The sequence below is a fragment of the Nocardioides sp. NBC_00163 genome, assembly GCF_045206295.1.
Taxonomy (GTDB): Bacteria; Actinomycetota; Actinomycetes; order Propionibacteriales; family Nocardioidaceae; genus Nocardioides.
This window is the reverse complement of the sequence record NZ_CP108155.1, coordinates 611,577-632,205: the sequence shown is the minus strand read 5'-3', so window position 1 is coordinate 632,205 and position 20,629 is coordinate 611,577. Positions and strand designations below refer to the sequence as shown.

Below are 20,629 nucleotides of genomic sequence, written 5' to 3'. Positions count from 1 at the left end.
ACGTGCCCGATCCGCAGAGCTATCGCCCCAAAGCTGGAGACATCCCCACCCAGCCCGGGGTCTACCGGTTCCGCGACCCCAAGGGGCGGGTGATCTACGTCGGCAAGGCGATCAACCTGCGTCAACGGCTCGCGAACTACTTCCAGCCGATCCCCAGCCTCCACCCGCGCACGGCCACGATGGTGACCACCGCGGCCAGCGTCGAGTGGACGACGGTCAACAACGACATCGAGGCGCTCCAGCTCGAATACACCTGGATCAAGGAGTTCGACCCGCGGTTCAACGTCAAGTACCGCGACGACAAGTCCTACCCCTGGCTCGCGGTCACCGTCGGCGAGGAGTTCCCGCGGGTCATGGTCGGTCGCGGGGCCAAGCGCAAGGGCACCAGATACTTCGGCCCCTACGGCCACGCCTGGGCGATCCGCGAGACCGTCGACATCCTGCTGCGGGTCTTCCCGATGCGCTCGTGCAGCAACGGCGTCTTCAAGCGCTCGCAGCAGATCGGCCGCCCGTGCCTGCTCGGCTACATCGACAAGTGCACCGCCCCGTGCGTCGGCAACATCTCCGCCGAGGAGCACCGGGAGATCGTCGACGACTTCTGCGACTTCATGGCCGGTCACACCACGAACTTCACCAAGCGGATCGAGAAGGAGATGTACGCCGCGTCCGAGGCCCTCGACTTCGAGAAGGCCGCGCGGCTGCGCGACGACCTCGCCGCGATGCACCGTGCCCTCGAGAAGCAGGCGGTGGTGCTCGGCGACGGTGCCGACGCCGACGTGATCGCCCTCGCCGAGGACCCGCTCGAGGTCGGCGTGCAGATCTTCTACGTACGCGGCGGCCGCATCAAGGGCCAGCGCGGCTGGGTCGCGGACCGGATGGACGACGCCGACACCGCCGGCCTGGTCGAGCACTTCCTGCTCCAGCTCTACGCCGGCGAGGACGCTGAGGCGATCCCGCGCGAGATCCTCGTCCCGGCGCTGCCGCCCGACCACGAGACCTTCGAGGAGCTGCTCTCGGACGTACGGAAGGCGAAGGTCAGGATCCGGGTCCCGCTGCGCGGCGACAAGAAGACGCTCCAGGAGACCGTCGCCAACAACGCCAAGCAGGCCCTCGCGCTCCACAAGACCAAGCGCGCCAGCGATCTGACCATCCGCAACCGGGCGCTCGAGGAGATCCAGGAGGCGCTCGAGCTCGACGAGGTTCCGCTCCGGATCGAGTGCTACGACATCTCCCACCTGCAGGGCACCGAGATCGTGGCCAGCATGGTGGTCTTCGAGGACGGGCTGGCCCGCAAGTCCGAGTACCGCCGATTCATCATCAAGGGCCAGGACGGCTCCGACGACGTCAAGGCGATGCACGAGGTGATCACCCGGCGGTTCAAGCGGCTTCTCGACGAGCAGTCGACGTCGATCGTCTCGACTGAAGTCGAGGGGGCCAGCGGTCCGATGCTGGTCGACCCGGAGACCGGCCGTCCCCGCAAGTTCGCCTATGCCCCCGGCCTGGTCGTCGTCGACGGCGGCGCGCCCCAGGTGGCGGCCGCGCAGCGCGCCCTGACCGAGCTCGGCATCAATGACATCCCGGTCGTCGGCCTGGCCAAGCGGCTGGAGGAGGTCTGGGTCCCGGACGAGGAGGACCCGGTGATCCTGCCGCGCAGCTCCGAGGGGCTCTACCTGCTCCAGCGCGTCCGCGACGAGGCCCACCGGTTCGCGATCACCCACCACCGCGGCCGCCGGTCGAAGTCCATGGTGGAGAGCCTGCTCGACGACGTACCCGGCCTCGGCGAGGTGCGCCGCAAGACGCTGATGAAGCACTTCGGCTCGCTCAAGAAGCTTCGGGCGGCGACCGTCGAGGAGATCGCTCAGGTGCCCGGCATCGGCCCCGGCACCGCGACAGCGATCAAGACCGCTGTGGAGCAGACCGCGAAGAATGGCAAGGTTAGCGCCATCAACGTCACCACCGGCGAGATCATCGAGGAGTAGGTCATGCACAAGGGGGAGGTCGTCGTCATCACCGGCATGACCGGTGCCGGGCGGAGCACCGCCGCCAAGGAGCTGGAGGATCTCGGCTACTACGTCGTCGACAACCTGCCGCCGAGCCTGCTTCCGCAGGTGGTCGAGCGGGTCGACGCGGCCCGTGGCCCGGAGCAGCCGGTGGCGGTCGTGACCGACGTACGTTCCGGGTCCTTCTTCGCCGAGCTCGAGGAGATCGTGGCGAAGGGAGCCACCGGGCGGCGTACGACCCTGGTCTTCCTCGACGCCGCCGACGATACGCTGGTCCGCCGTCAGGAGGCCGCGCGACGGCCCCACCCGATGCAGCGGGGCAACGAGCGACTGCTGGACGCGCTCGAGCGGGAGCGGGTGGTGCTGGCCACCCTGCGTGGCGCCGCCGACCTGGTCATCGACACGACCCAGCTCAACGTGCACCAGCTCACCGCGAGGATCGCGGAGGCGTTCGGCACCCCGGAGCGCACCACCCTGAAGGTGTCGGTGGTGAGCTTCGGGTTCAAGTACGGGATCCCGGTCGACGCCGACTTCATGGCCGACATGCGTTTCCTGCCCAACCCGCACTGGGTGCCCGAGCTGAAGGACGGCAACGGACGTGACAACCCCGACGTCGCCGCCTACGTCTACTCGCGCCCTGGTGCGGAGGAGTTCCTGAGCGGGTATGTTCCGGTGCTCATCGGAGTGACCAAGGGCTACCTCCACGAAGGAAAGAGGTTCATGCGCGTGGCGATCGGGTGCACGGGCGGCAAGCACCGCAGCGTGGCGATGGCGGAGGAGATCTCCAGGCGGCTGCGAGATGCCGGCCTGGATGCGAAGGCGATCCACCGAGACCTCGGGCGGGAGTGAGAGTGGCCGGGGCCGACCGGCCCGGGGCAGATGCCCAGGCCGTCGTCGCCCTGGGGGGAGGGCACGGACTGCATGCGTCGCTGAGCGCGCTGCGGTTGCTGGTCGACGACCTGACCGTCGACCAGCTCACCGCGATCGTGACGGTCGCCGACAACGGCGGCTCCAGCGGTCGGCTCCGACGGGAGTTCGGCGTGCTCCCGCCCGGCGACCTGCGGATGGCGCTCGCCGCGCTGTGCGGCGCGGACCGCTGGGACGACACCTGGGCGCAGGTGCTGCAGCACCGCTTCGCCGGCGAGGGCGAGATGCGCGGCCACAACCTCGGCAACCTGCTGATCGTGGGCCTGTGGGAGCAGCTCGGCGACCACGTCGAGGCCCTCGACTGGGTCGGCCGTCTGCTGGGCGCCAAGGGCAGGGTCCTACCGATGGCGCTGGTGCCGATGGACATCGTCGCCGACGTACGCGGTCTGGTTCCCGGGTCTCCTTCGGCGCTCACCTCGGTACGGGGTCAGGTCGAGGTCGCGAGCACCGACGGGATCATCGAGTCGATCCGGTTGATCCCCGACAACCCGCCTGCCGCGCCTGACGCGGTCACGGCGATCCATGAGGCGGAGTGGGTGTTCCTGGGGCCCGGGTCCTGGTTCACCTCCGTCCTGCCGCACCTGATGGTCCGCGCCCTGCGCGAGGCCCTAGTTGCGACCTCCGCGAAGATCGTCGTCGTGCTCAACCTCGGCGAGCAGCCGGGGGAGACGACCGGCTTCGGCCCCGCCGAGCACCTCTCCGTCCTCCTCGAGCACGCCCCCGACCTCCGCATCCACACCGTCCTCGTCGACTCCTCCCTCGACGGCCTCGACGAGCTGTCGCGGGTGGCGGAGAAGTGCGGCGCGCAGGTCGAGGTCGCCGATGTCGCCGTCGGCGACGGGACCCCTCGCCACGACCCGGAGCGGCTGGCTGCTGCGTACGCGAGGGTGATCGGGGCGGGCTGACACCTGGCGAGAGCCAGAAGCGGTCACTATGGGCCGGCGGATCACGTCGGCGGCGGCCCATAGTGACCAGTTCGTACGTCCGGCTCACGTTGGCGCCGGAGGCGAACCACCTCTCGGACGCCGAGGAACAGGAGAATCGCGCCGAGAGTGCAGGCGATAGCCGCGTCCAGCCTGTATCCCCAGTCCGGTGCACCGAGGCGCGTCTCCATGATCGGAGCGCCATCCTGAAAACGTACGATCCCGAGGGCGATGTTCATGAAAGCGAGAACGAGATAGGCGCCCGCATCCCATCCAGCGGCGGACCCTGCGGGCCAGCGCACATGTCGGACGGTCGCTTGCGCCAAGACTCCGAGCAGGAGCGCCTCGATCCCGGTGATGGCCCAGCCGGACCACCCATCGTCGGAGATTGCTGCCGCCGAGGTGAAGGCGCCGAACGGACTGGGACTGCAGCAGATGGTGAGGATCAGCAGCCTGGCGAAAGGCCGGGAGACGTCACTGGTGGGCGCGTTCGGGCGTGACACGGCGTGGACGCTAGAGCACGAGGCGAACGCTGCGTTGCCGAATCGGGGAAACGGGCCGCCGGAGATCTCGTCGTGAGCCCAGACCTGTGCCGTTCCTTCCGCGTAGGCCTCGCTCTGACTGCGCACGGAGTGCTCTGACGTGGAACCGATTCGAGGGTCGTTGACATCAATGAAAGACTCACCGACATGGCGATGACGGGACAGGTGAAGGCCGAGCTGGCCTCCACTCAGATCACCAAGACATGCTGCCGGAAGGCAGAGGTTGCCTCGACGTTGAGGTTCGCTGGGGGGATCCACATCGTGGCAGGCAGGATCGTGGTCGAGGCTGAGCTCGACACCGGTCTGGCCGCCAGGAGATTGAAGCGAGACATCGCCGACGTCTTCGGTCACGAGGCAGAGGTGGCTCTCATCCAGGCGAGCGGGCTTCGTAAGGGCAGCCGCTACATCGTGCGCGTGGTCAAGGACGGTGAGGCGCTGGCGCGTCAGACCGGCCTTCTCGACCAGCGTGGCCGGCCGGTGCGGGGTCTTCCGCCTGCCGTCGTCTCGGGCGGAGCCTGCGACGCGGTGGCCGCCTGGCGCGGTGCCTTCCTGGCCCACGGCTCGCTCACCGAGCCGGGCCGATCCTCCTCGATGGAGGTGACCTGCCCGGGCTCGGAGTCTGCTCTCGCCCTCGTCGGCGTCGCCCGTCGTATCGGCATCTCGGCGAAGCCGAGGGAGGTACGCGGCGTGGACCGTGTCGTCATCCGGGACGGTGACGCGATCGGCCAGCTGCTGACCCGCCTGGGGGCCCACGAGTCGCTGATGGCCTGGGAAGAGCGCCGGATGCGCCGGGAGGTCCGCGCCACCGCCAACCGGCTGGCCAACTTCGACGACGCCAACCTGCGCCGTTCGGCCCGTGCGGCCGTCGCCGCCGGTGCTCGCGTCGAGCGCGCCCTGGAGATCCTCGGCGAGGACATCCCCGACCATCTGCGTCAGGCCGGCAAGCTCCGCCTGGAGCACAAGCAGGCCTCGCTCGAGGAGCTCGGTCAGCTCCACGACCCTGTGCTGACCAAGGACGCGATCGCCGGCCGCATCCGCCGCCTGCTGGCCATGGCCGACAAGCGTGCCGAGGAGCTCGGCATCCCCGACACCGAAGCATCGCTGACCGCGGAGATGCTCGCCGAGGACGCCTGAGAGCAACATCCACGACCTGAAACCGGCCCGAGCCCCTCGACTGATCGAGGGGCTCGGGCCGTTTGCTACTCGTCCGTCTTTTGGAACGATCCAACCCAGTCTCCCGCTGTTCAGAGGCGCTGGGTAGTGTCGGCGTCAGCGGGTGATCCCGCGCACAATCTTTTCGACGCGAACCAGGAGTCCACGTGACAGTTCGAGTAGGCATCAACGGGTTCGGCCGGATCGGCCGCAACTTCTTCCGCGCGGTGCGCGCCTCCGACCTCGACATCGAGATCGTCGGGGTGAACGACCTCAGCGACAACGCAACCCTCGCGACGCTGCTGAAGTTCGACTCGATCCTCGGCCCGCTCGGCGCCGACGTGTCCGCCACCGAGGACGCGATCGTCGTCGACGGCAAGGAGATCAAGGCGTACGCAGAGCGCGACCCGGCAAACATCCCCTGGAAGGACCTCGATGTCGACGTCGTGATCGAGTCGACCGGCTTCTTCACCGACGCGACCAAGGCACGCGCCCACATCGACTCCGGCGGGGCGAAGAAGGTGATCATCTCCGCGCCGGCGAAGAACGAGGACGCCACCATCGTGATGGGCGTCAACGAGTCGATCTACGACCCCGAGGCCCACACGGTGATCTCCAACGCCTCGTGCACGACCAACTGCCTGGCGCCGCTGGCGAAGGCGCTGAACGACGGCGTCGGCATCAACCAGGGCCTGATGACGACCATCCACGCCTACACCGCCGACCAGAACCTTCAGGACAACATCCACAAGGACATGCGCCGCGCCCGTGCGGCCGCGCTCAACGTCGTGCCCACCTCGACCGGCGCCGCCAAGGCGATCGGTCTGGTGCTGCCCGAGCTGAAGGGCAAGCTCGACGGCTACGCCCTGCGGGTGCCGGTGCCGACCGGCTCGATCGTCGACCTCTCCTTCGAGGCCTCGCGCGAGACCTCGGTCGAGGAGATCAACTCGATCATGGAGAAGGCCGCCGATGGGAAGTTCCTCGTCTACTCGACCGACCCGATCGTCTCCTCCGACATCGTCACCAACCCGGCGTCCTCGATCTTCGACGCCCCGCTGACCAAGGTGATCGGCAACCAGGTCAAGGTCGCGGCGTGGTACGACAACGAGTGGGGCTACTCCAACCGACTCGGTGACCTGGTGGCGTACGTTGGCGCGAGCCTGTGACCCAGCGACCTGCCTCACAGGTTAGGGTCTAGCCCGTTATGTCTCTGAATCTCACGCAGCTCATCGAGCAGGGTGTCGCGGGCAAGCGAGTACTCGTGCGCTCCGACCTCAACGTCCCGTTGGAAGGCACCACGATCACCGACGACGGTCGCATCCGTGCCTCGGTGCCCACGATCAAGGCGCTGGCCGACGCAGGCGCCAAGGTCGTGGTGGTCGCCCACCTCGGTCGGCCGAAGGGAGAGCCGGACCCGGCCTACTCGCTGGCCCCCGTGGCGACCCGCCTCGGTGAGCTGCTCGGTGCCGAGGTCGCCTTCGCGACCGACACCGTCGGCGACTCCGCCAGCTCGGTCGTCGGCGGACTCGCCGACGGCCAGGTCGCGCTGCTGGAGAACGTACGCTTCAACGCCGGTGAGACGAGCAAGGACGACATCGAGCGGGCCACCTTCGCCGCCGAGCTCGCCGCCCTGGCCGACGCCTTCGTCTCCGACGGCTTCGGCGTGGTCCACCGCAAGCAGGCCTCCGTCTACGACGTTGCCAAGCTGCTCCCGAGCGCGCAGGGCGGCCTGGTCGCCACCGAGATCGAGGTGCTCAAGCGGCTCACCGAGACCCCCGAGCGGCCCTACGTGGTCGTCCTCGGCGGCTCGAAGGTCTCCGACAAGCTCGGCGTGATCGACAACCTGCTCGGCAAGGCGGACAAGCTGCTCATCGGGGGCGGCATGGTCTTCACCTTCCTCAAGGCTCAGGGCTACGAGGTCGGCCAGTCGCTGCTCGAGGAGGACCAGATCCTCACTGTGCTCGGCTACCTCGAGCGTGCCGAGGAGATCGGCGTCGAGATCCTGCTGCCGACCGACATCGTGGTCGCCGACTCCTTCGGCGACGAGGCCTCGGCCCGCGTGGTCGCGGCCAACGCGATCCCGCCCGACTCGCTCGGGCTCGACATCGGTCCGGAGTCGGGCCAGACGTACGCCGCCGCGCTCGAGGGCGCCAAGACGGTCTTCTGGAACGGCCCGATGGGCGTCTTCGAGCAGGCTGCCTTCGCCGAGGGCACCCGTGCGGTCGCCCAGGCGCTGACCACGATCGACGGCCTCTCGGTCGTCGGCGGTGGCGACTCCGCTGCGGCGATCCGCCAGCTCGGGTTCGCCGATGACCAGTTCGGTCACATCTCGACCGGCGGGGGTGCCTCGCTCGAATACCTGGAGGGCAAGACCCTTCCGGGCGTCGCCGTGCTGGACGAGGCGACCGTGGTCGGGGGACTGGGCTGATGGCCGCCAAGAAGCCGGCCACGGGGCGCACCCCGCTCATCGCCGGCAACTGGAAGATGAACCTCAACCACCAAGAAGCGGTGGTCCTGGTCCAGAAGCTCGCCTGGACGCTCTCCGACAAGCGCCACGACTTCGCTGCCGTGGAGGTGGCGGTCTTCCCGCCGTTCACCGACACCCGTTCGGTGCAGACGCTGGTCGACGGCGACAAGATGCGCATCACCTACGGCGCCCAGAACGTCTCCACCCAGGAGTCCGGCGCCTACACCGGCGAGGTCTCGGCCGCGATGCTGGCCAAGCTCGGCTGCTCCTACGTGATCGTGGGTCACTCCGAGCGTCGTGAGCACTATGGCGAGACCGACGAGATCGTCGCGCTCAAGGCCAAGATCGCGCTCAAGCACAACATGATCCCGATCGTGTGCGTCGGCGAGGGCCTCGAGGTCCGCCGGGCCGGCAACCACCTCGACCACTGCACCGCCCAGGTCGAGGGCTCGCTGGCCGGGCTCACCGACGCCGAGGTCGGCCAGGTCGTGATCGCCTACGAGCCGGTCTGGGCGATCGGCACGGGGGAGACCGCCACCGCGCAGGACGCTCAGGAGGTCTGCGCCGGCATCCGGGACCAGCTCGAGAAGAGCTACGGCGCGGAGATCGCCGATGGCGTACGCATCCTCTACGGCGGCTCGGTGAAGCCCAACAACGTGGCTGCGCTGATGCAGGAGGCAGACGTCGACGGGGCGCTGGTCGGCGGGGCGAGCCTCTCGGTCGAAGACTTCGCGGCCATCTCGCGCTACTACGACCTGCCAGTCCTCTAAGCCGGTCCTCTAGGCCAGTGCTGTAGGTTTCGGGCTCTCCAGATAGGATTTCAGACGTGGAACTTCTCTTCACCATCATCCTGGTCATCGCGAGTGCGCTGATGATCCTGCTCGTGCTGCTTCACAAGGGCCGCGGTGGCGGACTCTCCGACATGTTCGGCGGCGGTGTCTCGAGCTCGCTGGGTGGATCCTCAGTCGTCGAGCGCAACCTCGACCGGCTCACCATCGGCATCGGTGTCATCTGGTTCGCCTGTGTGATCGCGCTCGGCCTGCTGATGGCCTACTGAAACATTCCCCTTCAGCGCACGCGCGATAGCGTCTAAACTCATCGACGCTGGACGGAGATTTTGCCGTCCGATTCCCCCAAAGTGGCCTCTCGGGGCTGCGAACTTTAAGTTGAGAGAGGACACCGCAGCACCATGGCAGGTGGAGGGAACGCGATTCGGGGCTCCCGAGTCGGTGCTGGGCCGATGGGTGAGGCGGAGCGCGGCGAAGCTGCGCCACGGAAGGCCGTCACCTACTTCTGCACCAACGCACATCGCTCGGTCATCACCTTCGCCGTCGAGGCGACGCCCCCGGATTCCTGGGACTGCCCGAAGTGTGGGCTCCCAGCTGGTCTGGACGAGGAGAACGCGCCCCCGGCGCCGAAGATCGAGCCTTACAAGACCCACCTCGCCTACGTGAAGGAGCGCCGCTCCGACGCCGAGGCCGAGGACATCCTGGAGGAGGCAATCGCCCTTCTCCGCTCTCGCCGTAAATCCGGCGAGATCATCTTCTGAAACACCCGCCGAGTCGGCGCCTCTGCTCCAAGCAGAGGCGCCGACTCGGCGCATTCTGACCACAACCCGCACCGAGTCGGCCCGTCATGGCGAGCCGACTCGGCGGGGAGTCAGCAGGTTGCGCCGAAGATGGACTCGGCGTACTCCGGGTGGTCGATGAAGGGGTTCCGGTTGCGCTGGTAGGTCGAGTAGATGGCGTTGTTGCGGGTGCGTTCGGCTGCGGTGACGGGGTCGGCGTTGTGCCAGCCGAGCAGTACGCAGACCTTGCCGAGGTAGTTGGTCGAGCCGTTGATGGAGTTGTTGACCTCGAGGTCGGTGAAGCCGTCATCGCCGTTGTAGCGCACGGCCATGTAGAGGATGCCGCGGGCGAGGTCGCCCTTGACGCTGTCGCGCGGCTCGAAGGAGTCGGCGTCGGTCCAGCAGTCGCCGCACTCCGAGACTGCGGACCCGCCCAGGTCGAAGTCCTTGTTGCCGCGGGTGGAGTTGACGGTGACGTCCTCGGGCCGCAGATGGTGCACGTCGGTGCCGGGGCCGTTGCCGGTGCCGAAGTCGCCGTGGCTCTGCGGCCAGGTGTGCTCGCGGTTCCAGTTGTTGGCGTCGCCGCCGTTGTTGGTCTTCGGTGTGGAGAGCCCGGAGTAGAACTCGATCACGTTCGCGGAGTTGTTCGGGTCCTGGTCGAGGACCTTCAGCGCCTCCCAGACCGCGCTGTAGGACAGCGTGGTGTGGCCGTCGATGATGTTGTGCAGCGCCGACTTCAGCGACGATCCGGACAGGCCGGCGGCCGAGTCGTAGTAGCCCGCCGGAATGGTCGGGTCCGCGGTCGGGGTGGCTGTCGGAGTCGGGGTCGGCGTGGAGCCGGCGAACGCGAAGGCGGTGGCGTTCTTGTGGCCGGGATGGGAGAAGTACGCCGTCAGGGTGCCGGTCACGTCGATCTGACGCCCCTTGAGGCCCGGGTTGGACCGGAGGCCCCAAGCGCTGCGGAACGCGTCGGGGATCTGCACGTAGAGCATCTTGGACGTGCTGGTCTCCGAGGCCGAGTCAGCGATCGCGAGAGCGTAGTCGTTGGGGTAGTTGCTGGTCACGACCGTGCTGGTCGCTGTGGGCTGGCCGACGACGTAGCCGCGTACGGTGGCCGTCGAGCCGTTCTGGGTGGCGATCGCCGTGGTGACGTTGATCGTGGCCGCCTGGGCCGGGGCGGTCGTGATCACGACCGCCATGAAGCTCGCCAGGGCGAGGGCAACGAGGCTGGCCAGGGTCAGGCCGAGCCGCCGAGAGGCGCTGAAGGACATGCTCGGATGGTGGCAGGTCCGCAGGGGTGCGCGGCACCCGATGCGGGAAAGATTTACCCGGCGTTAGCATGCTGGGTAACTGAATTCCCGAGACGTTCGCGCCGACTCGGCGTCGGTCAGAGCTTCGAGGCGGCGGCCCGATCCAGGAACCAGGTGGTCTCGGTGGTGCCGGTCACGCCGGTGGCGGGGATCTCGGTGATCGGAGCGCCGGCATGTGCCTTGGCCACGGCTTCGGCCTTGCCCTCGCCGCTGACCAGGAACCAGACGGTCGTGGACCGGCGCAGCGCCTCGAAGGTGAAGGTGATGCGCTCGGGCGGGGGCTTGGGGGATCCGGTGACGCCGACGGCGATCGCGTCCTTCGCCTCGAGCTGTGGGAAGCCGGGGAAGAGGGAGGCGATGTGGCCGTCGGGGCCGACGCCGAGCATCAGGATGTCGAAGCCGCCGGAGCCGTGGCTGCGTACGTCCTCGGAGAACTGTGCCGCGGCCTCGTCGACGCTCAGGCCGGAGTCGGTGGCCGGCATCTCGTGGATGCGGTGGTCCGGGACGCCGACCTCGGTCAGGAAGGCGGCGCGGGCCTGGCCGGCGTTTCGGTCGGGGGAGTCGGCGGCGACATAGCGCTCGTCGCCGAAGAAGAACTCGACCGCACCCCAGTCGACACCCGACTCGGGTGCGAGGCGGGCGATCTCGCGATGGATCGCCTCGGCGATCGTGCCACCGGTGAGGCCGATGGTGGGGACGTCGCCGGCCGCCTGCAGGTCGGCAAGGCGGCTGAGGAACTCTCCGGCGACCGCCGAGGCCAGGGCCTCAGCGGTGTCGTGGACCTCGATGAGTGACTCGGGATGACCGTCGCTGGTCACTTGCGCTTCTCTCTGTAGTAGGCGATGAGGGATTGGGTGGAGGTGTCCTGCTGCTTGGCGGTGTCCGCGTCACCGGAGACCGCCGGGCTGATCTGGACGGCGAGCTGCTTGCCGAGCTCGACGCCCCATTGGTCGAAGGAGTCGATGCCCCACACCACGCCCTGGGTGAAGGTGATGTGCTCGTAGAGGGCGATCAGCTGGCCCAGTACGCCGGGGGTCAGCGACGGCGCCATGATCGAGGTGGTCGGCCGGTTGCCGGAGAAGACCCGGGCGTTGACGATGTTCTCCGCGGTGCCCTCGGCGCGCACCTGCTCGGCGGTCTTGCCGAAGGCGAGCGCCTGGGTCTGGGCGAAGAAGTTGGCCAGGAACAGCTCGTGCACGTCGATGCTCTGCCCATCGCTGGCGTCCACGAGCGGGTAGGCGGGGTTGGCGAACGCGATGAAGTCGGCCGGGATCACCCGGGTGCCCTGGTGGATCAGCTGGTAGAACGCGTGCTGTCCGTTGGTGCCGGGCTCGCCCCAGAACACCTCGCCGGTGTCGGTGGTGACCGCGGTGCCGTCCCAGCGCACCGACTTGCCGTTGGACTCCATCGTCAGCTGCTGGAGGTACGCAGGGAACCGGTGCAGCAGCTGGGAGTAGGGCAGCACGGCGTGGGTCTGAGCGTCGAGGAAGTTGACGTACCAGACGTTCAGGAGACCCATCAGCGCCGGCACGTTCTGCGCGAGCGGCGTCTTCGCGAAGTGCTCGTCGATCGCGTGGAACCCGCCGAGGAACTCGGCGAACCCCTCCGGCCCGATGGCGATCGCCAGGGAGGTGCCGATCGCGGAGTCGACGGAGTAGCGGCCGCCGACCCAGTCCCAGAAGCCGAAGGCGTTCTCCGGGTCGATCCCGAAGTCGGCGACCTTGTCCAGAGCGGTGGATACCGCGACGAAGTGCTTCTTCACGGCATCGGCGGAGTCGACCTCGCTGTGCCCGTTCTCGGCAAGCGCGTCGAGCAGCCAGGTGCGCGCGAGGCGGGCGTTGGTCAGCGTCTCCAGCGTCGAGAAGGTCTTCGAGGAGACGACGAACAGCGTGGTGGCGGGGTCGAGCCCCTTCAGCTTCTGGCCGGCGTCGGTGGGATCGATGTTGGAGATGAACCGGCACTCGATCTCCGGGTGACGGAACGGCTCGAGCGCTTCGTACGCCATCACCGGGCCCAGGTCGGAGCCGCCGATGCCGATGTTGACGACTGTGCGGATCCGTTCGCCGGTGACGCCCTTCCACTCACCGGAGCGGACTCGGTCGGCGAAGGCGTACATCTTCGCCAGGGTCTCGTGGACGGCGGGCACGACGTCGGTGCCGTCGACCTCGAGGGAGGCGTCGGCGGGAAGCCGCAGGGCGGTGTGGAGTACCGCGCGGTCCTCGGTGACGTTGATGTGCTCGCCGGCGAGCATCGCGTCCCGCCGCGCCTCCAGGCCGACCTGCTCGGCGAGAGCGAGCAGGCTGGCCAGGAGGTCGTCGGTGATGAGGTCCTTGGAGAGGTCGACGTGGAGGTCGGCCGCCTCGAAGGTGAAGCGTGAGGCCCGGCCGGGATCATCGGCGAACCACGAGCGCAGGTCGGGCTCGAAGCCGGCCCGCAGCTCGGTGAGTGCCTTCCAAGCGTCCGTCGTCGTTGCGTCGACCGGGCCTTGGCTCACTTCTTGACCGCCTCGATCTGGGCGACGACGGTGTCGACGAGCTCGGTCCAGGAGACCTTGAACTTGTCGACGCCCTCGGTCTCGAGCACCAGGAAGACGTCATCGAGGTCGACCCCGACCGAGCGGAGCGACTCGAAGACCGTTGCGGCCTCGGCGCCCTTGCCGGTGACGACGTCGCCCTTGACCTCACCGTGGTCGGCGAAGGCCTCCATCGTCTTCTCCGGCATGGTGTTGACCGTGTCGGCCACGACCAGGTCGGTGACGTAGAGGGTGTCGGGGTAGGCCGGGTTCTTGACCCCGGTCGAGGCCCACAGCGGCCGCTGGGCGTTGGCGCCGGCACCGGCCAGGGCGGTCCAGCGCTCGCCGGCGTGGACCTCCTCGAAGGCGGCGTAGGCGGCGATCGCGTTGGCCACCGCGGCCTTGCCGAGCAGCGCGCTGGCCTCGGGGGTGCCGATCGCCTCGAGCCGCTTGTCGATCTCGGAGTCGACGCGGGAGACGAAGAACGACGCCACGCTGCGGATCGTGGACAGGTCCTTGCCGGCCGCCTTGGCCTGCTCCAGACCGGTCAGGTAGGCGTCCATCACGGCCCGGTAGCGCTCGACCGAGAAGATCAGGGTCACGTTGACCGAGATGCCCTCGGCGATCGCGGCGGTGATGGCCGGGAGCCCCTCGAGGGTCGCCGGGATCTTGATCAGCGCGTTGGGGCGGTCGACCGCGGCCCACAGCGCCTTCGCGGAGGCGATGGTCGCCTCGGTGTCGTTGGCCAGGGTGGGCTCGACCTCGATCGAGACCCGGCCGTCGTCCTTGGTGGACTCGGCGACCGGCGCGAGGATATCGCAGGCGTTGCGTACGTCCTCGGTGGTGAGGCCGAAGATGACCTCGTCGACGGACTTGCCGTCGGCCACCAGCGAGCGCAGCTGCTCGTCGTAGCGCTCGCCGTTGGCGATCGCGGCGGCGAAGATGGTCGGGTTGGTGGTCACCCCGACGACGGACTTCTCCTTGACGAGATCGGCGAGGTTGCCGGTCTCGATCCGCTCGCGGGAGAGGTCATCGAGCCAGATGGATACGCCGGCCTCGGCCAGCGCCTTGAGACGGTCAGACATATTTCATGCTCCCTTGTTGATGGCGGCGAGGCTCTCCTTGGCGGCCGTGACGACCGCCTCGGGGGTGAAGCCGTACTCCTTGAACAGCAGCGCACCGGACGCCGAGGCGCCGAAGTGCTCGAGCGAGACGATCCGGCCGGCGTCGCCGACGTACTCCCGCCAGCCCTGCTTCACGCCGGCCTCGACGCTGACGCGCGCCTTGACGTTGGGCGGGATCACCGAGTCTCGGTAGTCCTGGCCCTGGGTCTCGAACCACTCCAGGCAGGGCAGCGAGACGACGCGGGCGCCGATGCCCTCCTTCGCCAGCTCCTCGCGGGCGGCGACTGCGTACTGCACCTCGGAGCCGGTGCCGAGCAGCACGACGTCGACGGTGCCGGTGGGGGAGTCGAGGAGTACGTAGCCACCCTTCGCCACGCCGCTGGTGTCGGCATAGCCATCCTTCCCGCGGGGGAAGGTCGGCAGCGCCTGACGGGTCAGGATGAGCGCCGAGGGGCGGTCGTGGTGCTTGAGCACCTCGAGCCACGCGGCGGCGGTCTCGTTGGCGTCGGCAGGACGAACCACGTCGAGGCCCGGGATGGCCCGGACCGCGGCGAGGTGCTCGACCGGCTGGTGGGTCGGGCCGTCCTCGCCCAGACCGACGGAGTCGTGGGTCCAGACGTGGATCACCGGCAGCTTGGACAGTGCCCCGACGCGTACGGCGCCGCGCATGTAGTCGGAGAACTGGAAGAACGTGCCGCCGAAGGCCTTGGTGGGCGAGTGGGCCACGATGCCGTTGAGGATCGCGCCCATGGCGTGCTCGCGGATGCCGAAGTGGAGCACGCGGCCGGCGTAGGGGTCGCCCTTCCACTCATCTGTGGAGCGGTCCTCCGGGACGAAGCTGGGCGCACCGGCGATCGTGGTGTTGTTGGAGCCGGCGAGGTCGGCCGAACCGCCCCACAGCTCGGGCAGCACCGGCGCCAGCGCGTTGATCACCTTGCCGGAGGCGGCACGCGTGGCGATGCCCTTGGCGTCGGCCTCGAAGAACGGCAGCGCGTCGGCGATGTCGGCGGGGAGTTCCCCGGCCTGCAGCCGCTCGAGCAGCTTGGCGCCCTCCGGGTTGGCCTTGGCCCAGGCGGCCTCCTCGGCGCGCCAGGCCTCCTCGGCCTTCTCGCCGCGCTCGATGAGCTGGCGGGTGTGGGCGAGCACCTCGGGGTCGACGTCGAAGGACTTCGCCGGGTCGAAGCCCAGGATCTCCTTCGTCGCGGCGACCTCCTCGGCGCCGAGCGCCGAACCGTGGGCGGCCTCGGTGTTCTGCGCGTTGGGTGCGGGCCAGGCGATGACGGTGCGCAGCACGATCAGCGACGGCTGGTCGGTGACCTCGCCGGCGGCGTTGATCGCGTCGAACAGCGCCGGGACGTCCTCGGAGTAGCCGGTGCCGTCGTGGGTCCAGTCGACCTCCTGGACGTGCCAGCCGTAGGCCCGGTAGCGAGCCGCGACGTCCTCGGTGAACGCGACGTTGGTGTCACCCTCGATCGAGATCCGGTTGGCGTCGTAGATCATCGTGAGGTTGCCGAGCTTCTGGGTGCCGGCGATCGAGCTCGCCTCGCTGCTGACGCCCTCCTGCAGGTCGCCGTCGCCAGCCAGGACGTACGTCTTGTGGTCGAACGGGCTCGGCTGGTCGACCGGGGTGTCCGGGTCGAGCAGGCCGCGCAACCGGCGCTGGGCCATCGCGATGCCGACGGCGTTGGCGACACCCTGGCCGAGCGGGCCGGTGGTCACCTCCACGCCGCGGGTGTGGCCGCGCTCGGGGTGACCCGGGGTCAGTGAGCCCCAGGTGCGCAGGCTCTCCAGGTCGCCGAGCTCGAGACCGAAGCCGCCGAGGTAGAGCTGGATGTAGAGGGTGACGCTCGAGTGGCCGACGGAGAGCACGAACCGGTCGCGACCGAGCCAGTCGGTGTCGGCCGGGTTGTGCTTCATCACCTTCTGGAAGAGCAGATAGGCGGCCGGGGCCAGGCTCATCGCGGTGCCAGGGTGGCCGTTGCCGACCTTCTGCACGGAGTCCATGGCGAGTACGCGGACGGTGTCCACGGCCTTGCTGTCCAGATCGGTCCACTCGAGTACAGGTTTGGTGCTCACGAGGTGCCTTTTCAAATCGTAGAGTCCACTTGGGAAGTTCTTGGGCTGGCCGTGGGGGCTGCCGAATCCGAGCCTACTCACGCCCCGGGTTAGACTGCGAGCCGCATGCTGTGAACTGCCTGTATGAGCCGCATGTGAAGCCTCAACCCGATCGAGAAGGATCTTCTCAGTGACGCACGTCGAACAGCCGGTCCCCGACCTCGACCAGCGTAGCGACCGCGCGTCAATGCGCGATGTCATCTCGGCGTACGTCTCTTTGACGAAGCCCCGCGTGATCGAGCTGCTGCTGCTCACGACCGTGCCGGTGATGTTCTTCGCCGCCCAGGGTGTCCCGGGCGTCGGCCTGGTCGCGGCCACGGTCGTCGGCGGGATCTTCTCGGCCGGTTCGGCCTCGGTCTTCAACTGCGTCTACGACCGCGACATCGACGAGCAGATGAGGCGTACGCGGCGCCGGGCGCTGCCGCGGCACGTGGTCACCCCGCGCGCGGCCCTGATCTTCGGGTCGGTGCTCGCCGTGCTGTCGGTGCTGGTGCTCGGGTTCTTCGTGAACTGGCTCTCCGCGGGCCTGTCGCTGGCCGCCAACGCCTTCTACGTCTTCGTCTACACGATGCTGCTCAAGCGGCGCACCACGCAGAACATCGTCTGGGGCGGCATCGCAGGCTGCTTCCCGACCCTGATCGGCTGGACCGCGGTCACCAACTCGGTGAACTGGGAGCCGCTGATCCTGTTCATGGTCGTCTTCTTCTGGACCCCGCCGCACACCTGGGCCCTGGCGCTGCGCTACCGCGAGGACTACGCGCAGGTCGACGTGCCGATGCTGCCGGTGGTCAAGTCCGCCCGTCACGTGGGCGCTCAGATCGTGGCGTACTCCTGGGTCATGGTCGCCACCTCGCTGCTGATGTGGCCCCTCGCCTCCACCGGCTGGCTCTACCCGGTCGCAGCCATCGGCCTCGGCGCCGTCTTCCTCGTCCAGGCCCACCAGCTGCACGCTCGTGCCAAGGGCACCGAGGACCTCACCAAGATCCGCCCGATGCAGCTCTTCCACTCGAGCAACCTCTACCTGAGCCTGCTCTTCGTCGCCCTCGCGGTCGACCCGCTCATCGGCTGACCCCCTCCCGCCGAGGCGTCAGCTACGTCGGCCCAAGCGTCAGTGGGGTCGGTCGAGTCGGCAGCACATTGCCCGCTCGACCGACGCACGTGACGCCTCGGCCAGCGGGAGCGACTTCTCGGCCGACCGGGGTGACGCCTCGGCGAGGGTGAGTCAGGCGGTGTGGGCGCGGGTGGAGACGAGGACGCGGGCGAGGCCGGCGGAGATCAGGGCGGCGCCGAGCATGTGGAAGCCGACGAGAAGGACGGGGAGGTCGGTGAGGTACTGGACCCAGCCGATCAGGCCCTGGGCGAGCTCGATGACCAGCAGGACGATGGTGACCCGGCGGACGTACGCGTTCTTGCGGCCGAGCCACAGCGTGACCAGGGTCGCGGCGATGAGCGCGTAGACGGCGTAGGCGTGGATGTGGGACATCAGGGCCGGATCGAGGCCGGTGCGGCGGGACTCGAGGTCGCCGGAGTGGGGGCCGGAGCCGGTCACGACCGTGCCGAGCCAGAGCGAGAGCCAGCCGACGACGAAGGTGACCACGGCGGCGACGCGTACGTTGCGCGGCGCGGCTTCGCGCGCGGGGGACCGGATCTCGTCGAGCAGCCAGACGCACAGACCGACCATCGCCATCGAGGCGAGCAGGTGGAGCGCGACGACGTAGGGGTTGAGCTGGCTGAGGACGGTGAATCCGCCGAGGACCGCCTGGAGCGGGACGCCGAAGGCGATGATGATCGCCAGGTTGCGGATGACACCTCGACGGTTCCAGGCAGCGACGACGACCGTGATGGCGATCGCGGCCACGACGTAGGTCAGCAGCCGGTTGCCGAACTCGATGACGCCATTGATCCCGAGCGCCTCGTGAGCCACGTAGGACTCCTCGGTGCACTTGGGCCAGGTCGGGCAGCCGAGTCCGGAGCCCGTCAACCGGACCACTCCGCCGGTGACCACGATCCCGATATTGGCGATCAGGTTGGCCACCGCCAGCCCGAACAGGTGCGCGTGGAGCCAGCCGAGAACCTTGTCCTTGGCCGAGGGAGTCGGGCCGGTTGCGGGTTCGGTGGACGTCATTCCCACTTGAAGGTCCTAGCTGTGAGGGTGGAGCCGAGAACGGCCCAGATCAGGAGTACGCCGAGGTCTCGCCAGGCCGGGACGCCGTCGAGGAACGCGGTGCGTACGGCCTCTCCGAGCGCTCCCGAGGGGAGCCAGCGGGCGACGTCGCCGTAGGCGCCGTAGGCCGTCAGCGGCAGCACCACGGCACCGCCGGCCAGGAGGAGCAGGTAGATGAGGTTGGCCGCGGCCAGGGTCGCCTCGGCGCGCAGCACGCCGGCGACGAAGAGCCCGAGGGAGGCGAAGGCCAGCGTGCCCGTCGCGATCGCGAGGAAGAAGGCGAGCACGGTGCCGAACCCTGCGGCGGGGGTCCAGCCGAGGATCTGGCCGACGGCGCCGATGACGAAGAGCTGTACGAGCTGTACGCAGCCGAGCGCGAGCACCTTGCCGGCGAGCAGGCCGATCCGGGGGAGCGGTGAGGCACCCAGGCGCTTGATCACGCCGTAGCGCCGCTCGAACCCAGTCGCGATCGCGAGGCTCGTGAATGAGGTCGACATGATCGCCAGGGCGAGGACGCCCGGGGTGAGGAGGTCGACCAGGGCCCGGTCGGTGCCGAGGTCGAGGTCGATCGCGTTGCCGGCGGTGACGCCGCCGACCAGCACCATCACCGGGATCACGACGGCGAGGAGGAGCTGCTCGCCGTTGCGGAGCATCAGCTTGGCCTCCATCAGCGCCTGGGCGACCACCTGCCGGGTGATCGGGGCGCCGCCGGGCTTGGGGGTGAAGGTCCCCGTGGCCACCTCAGACATGCTCGACCCCCTCGCTGAGATGGACCCCTCCGGTGAGATCGAGGAAGACGTCCTCGAGGCTCCTGCGACCCAGGGTCAGCGACTCCGGGAGGACGTCGTTCTCCTCGCACCAGCGGCTCACCTTGGAGAGCGTGGTCGGATCGGCCTTCCCGGTGACCCGCATCGAGCGCTCGTCGAGCAGGGTGACCTCGGTGTCCTCGCCGAGCGCCTTGCGCAGCGACTCGCGGGCACCGGGCGGGAACGGCTTGGTCACGACAAGTCTCACTGTGGCGGTCGCGCCACCTCTGGTGAGCTCGAGCGGACTGCCCGAGGCGATCATCCGGCCGCGGTCGATGATGTGCACCTGGTCGGCCAGCTCCTCGGCCTCCTCCAGATAGTGAGTCGTCAGCACGACGGTGACGCCGTCGGCGCGCAGCTCGCGCAGCAGCTCCCAGGTCGTACGCCGCCCCTGCGGGTCCATGCCTGCCGTCGGTTCGTCCACGAACACCAGCTCCGGACGGCCCACCAGCGCCATCGCCAGCCCGAGCCGCTGCTGCTGCCCGCCGGAGAGTCGTCGGTAGGGGGTGCGGCCGCACTCGCCCAGGCCGAGCCGCTCGGCCAGGTAGTCGACGTCGAGCGGGTGCGCGTGCAGCCGGGCGATGTGCTTGAGCATCTCCATGGCGCGTACGCCGCTCCAGGCGCCCTGCCCCTGCAGCATCACCCCGATCCGGGGGAGCAGCTGCTTGCGGTCGGCGATGGGGTCGAGCCCGAGGACGCGTACCGTCCCCTGCTGGGGCTTCCGGTAGCCCTCGCAGGTCTCCAGGGTCGTCGTCTTGCCGGCACCGTTGGGCCCGAGAACGGCCGTGATCGAGCCCTCCGCGACGCTCAGCGTGAGTCCGTCGACGGCCGCCTTGTCGCCATAGGTCATGCGGAGGTCGCGTACCTCGACAGCAGGCCTGGCGACGGAAGAGTCCACGGCGGCAGTCTAAGAAGGCGTACGCCACCGACCCAATCGCCTAGGTGCGATCCTGTGGATTCTTAGGTGCCTGTAAGGACGTTGGCCGCCCAACTCCCACCGAAGGACGGCCAACGCGGGGA

At 68.7% G+C, this 20,629-nt stretch carries 19 protein-coding genes; 11 read left to right on the top strand and 8 right to left on the bottom strand.

Annotation, left to right across the window (positions count from 1 at the left end; all coding sequences use genetic code 11):
* The first annotated feature begins 2 nt into the window (after positions 1 to 2).
* The 10 genes from uvrC (at position 3) to OG801_RS03060 (ending at position 9,560) form a co-directional block, all read left to right on the top strand.
* A complete protein-coding gene (gene uvrC, locus OG801_RS03105) occupies positions 3 to 1,979 on the top strand; it encodes an excinuclease ABC subunit UvrC (RefSeq protein WP_406033566.1) in 1,977 nt (658 codons plus the stop codon).
* Positions 1,980 to 1,982: 3 nt separating this feature from the next.
* A complete protein-coding gene (gene rapZ / locus OG801_RS03100) occupies positions 1,983 to 2,849 on the top strand; it encodes an RNase adapter RapZ (protein WP_355020807.1) in 867 nt (288 codons plus the stop codon).
* Positions 2,850 to 2,851: 2 nt separating this feature from the next.
* Positions 2,852 to 3,832 carry a uridine diphosphate-N-acetylglucosamine-binding protein YvcK gene (gene yvcK / locus OG801_RS03095; protein ID WP_355020806.1) on the top strand — a complete coding sequence of 327 codons (981 nt, stop codon included), beginning with the start codon at positions 2,852 to 2,854 and terminating at the stop codon, positions 3,830 to 3,832.
* 375 nt (positions 3,833 to 4,207) lie between these two features.
* On the top strand, positions 4,208 to 4,429 hold the full coding sequence (locus OG801_RS03090; protein WP_406033564.1) for a hypothetical protein: 222 nt from the start codon (positions 4,208 to 4,210) through the stop codon (positions 4,427 to 4,429).
* Between the two features lie 110 nt (positions 4,430 to 4,539).
* Positions 4,540 to 5,526 (top strand): DNA-binding protein WhiA, encoded by a 987-nt coding sequence (gene whiA, locus OG801_RS03085; protein WP_045547796.1) that lies wholly within the window; start codon positions 4,540 to 4,542, stop codon positions 5,524 to 5,526.
* 185 nt (positions 5,527 to 5,711) lie between these two features.
* Complete coding sequence (gene gap, locus OG801_RS03080; RefSeq protein WP_406033562.1) at positions 5,712 to 6,710, top strand: type I glyceraldehyde-3-phosphate dehydrogenase; 999 nt, start codon at positions 5,712 to 5,714, stop codon at positions 6,708 to 6,710.
* A 38-nt stretch (positions 6,711 to 6,748) separates the two neighbouring features.
* Positions 6,749 to 7,972: a phosphoglycerate kinase gene (locus OG801_RS03075; protein ID WP_355020803.1), complete on the top strand. Its 1,224-nt coding sequence runs from the start codon at positions 6,749 to 6,751 to the stop codon at positions 7,970 to 7,972.
* Complete coding sequence (gene tpiA / locus OG801_RS03070; protein WP_406033560.1) at positions 7,972 to 8,781, top strand: triose-phosphate isomerase; 810 nt, start codon at positions 7,972 to 7,974, stop codon at positions 8,779 to 8,781. Before OG801_RS03075 ends, tpiA begins: the two co-directional genes overlap by 1 nt.
* Before the next feature lie 56 nt (positions 8,782 to 8,837).
* Positions 8,838 to 9,068 (top strand): preprotein translocase subunit SecG, encoded by a 231-nt coding sequence (gene secG, locus OG801_RS03065; RefSeq protein WP_008357155.1) that lies wholly within the window; start codon positions 8,838 to 8,840, stop codon positions 9,066 to 9,068.
* A gap of 132 nt (positions 9,069 to 9,200) precedes the next feature.
* Positions 9,201 to 9,560 carry an RNA polymerase-binding protein RbpA gene (locus OG801_RS03060; protein WP_160022595.1) on the top strand — a complete coding sequence of 120 codons (360 nt, stop codon included), beginning with the start codon at positions 9,201 to 9,203 and terminating at the stop codon, positions 9,558 to 9,560.
* 110 nt (positions 9,561 to 9,670) lie between these two features.
* On the opposite strand, the gene OG801_RS03055 is transcribed toward OG801_RS03060, so the two are convergent.
* The 5 genes from OG801_RS03055 to tkt all read right to left on the bottom strand — a co-directional run bounded on the left by OG801_RS03055 (position 9,671) and on the right by tkt (position 16,528).
* Entirely contained in the window at positions 9,671 to 10,849 is a 1,179-nt protein-coding gene (locus tag OG801_RS03055) for an endonuclease (RefSeq protein ID WP_406033558.1), read from the bottom strand.
* A 116-nt stretch (positions 10,850 to 10,965) separates the two neighbouring features.
* Positions 10,966 to 11,706, bottom strand: coding sequence for a 6-phosphogluconolactonase (gene pgl / locus OG801_RS03050; protein WP_378821273.1), 741 nt, complete (start codon positions 11,704 to 11,706; stop codon positions 10,966 to 10,968).
* Positions 11,703 to 13,382: a glucose-6-phosphate isomerase gene (gene pgi / locus OG801_RS03045; RefSeq protein ID WP_406033556.1), complete on the bottom strand. Its 1,680-nt coding sequence runs from the start codon at positions 13,380 to 13,382 to the stop codon at positions 11,703 to 11,705. The genes pgl and pgi overlap by 4 nt, the downstream gene beginning before the upstream one ends.
* Complete coding sequence (gene tal, locus OG801_RS03040) at positions 13,379 to 14,485, bottom strand: transaldolase (protein WP_355020798.1); 1,107 nt, start codon at positions 14,483 to 14,485, stop codon at positions 13,379 to 13,381. Before tal ends, pgi begins: the two co-directional genes overlap by 4 nt.
* A gap of 3 nt (positions 14,486 to 14,488) precedes the next feature.
* Positions 14,489 to 16,528, bottom strand: a complete 2,040-nt coding sequence (gene tkt, locus OG801_RS03035; RefSeq protein ID WP_406036331.1) for a transketolase — start codon at positions 16,526 to 16,528, stop codon at positions 14,489 to 14,491.
* Positions 16,529 to 16,826: 298 nt separating this feature from the next.
* Here tkt and OG801_RS03030 point away from each other — a divergent pair, with 298 nt between their 5' ends.
* Positions 16,827 to 17,708 (top strand): heme o synthase, encoded by an 882-nt coding sequence (locus OG801_RS03030; protein ID WP_406036330.1) that lies wholly within the window; start codon positions 16,827 to 16,829, stop codon positions 17,706 to 17,708.
* Between the two features lie 153 nt (positions 17,709 to 17,861).
* Here the strand turns inward: OG801_RS03030 and OG801_RS03025 are convergent, their stop codons facing one another.
* Genes OG801_RS03025 through OG801_RS03015 form a run of 3 tightly spaced genes read right to left on the bottom strand, consistent with a single transcriptional unit; the run spans position 17,862 to position 20,507 of the window.
* Complete coding sequence (locus OG801_RS03025; protein ID WP_406033553.1) at positions 17,862 to 18,764, bottom strand: COX15/CtaA family protein; 903 nt, start codon at positions 18,762 to 18,764, stop codon at positions 17,862 to 17,864.
* Positions 18,761 to 19,552, bottom strand: coding sequence for an ABC transporter permease (locus tag OG801_RS03020; protein WP_406033552.1), 792 nt, complete (start codon positions 19,550 to 19,552; stop codon positions 18,761 to 18,763). The genes OG801_RS03025 and OG801_RS03020 overlap by 4 nt, the downstream gene beginning before the upstream one ends.
* Positions 19,545 to 20,507, bottom strand: a complete 963-nt coding sequence (locus OG801_RS03015; RefSeq protein ID WP_406033550.1) for an ABC transporter ATP-binding protein — start codon at positions 20,505 to 20,507, stop codon at positions 19,545 to 19,547. The genes OG801_RS03020 and OG801_RS03015 overlap by 8 nt, the downstream gene beginning before the upstream one ends.
* Positions 20,508 to 20,629: the final 122 nt, after the last annotated feature.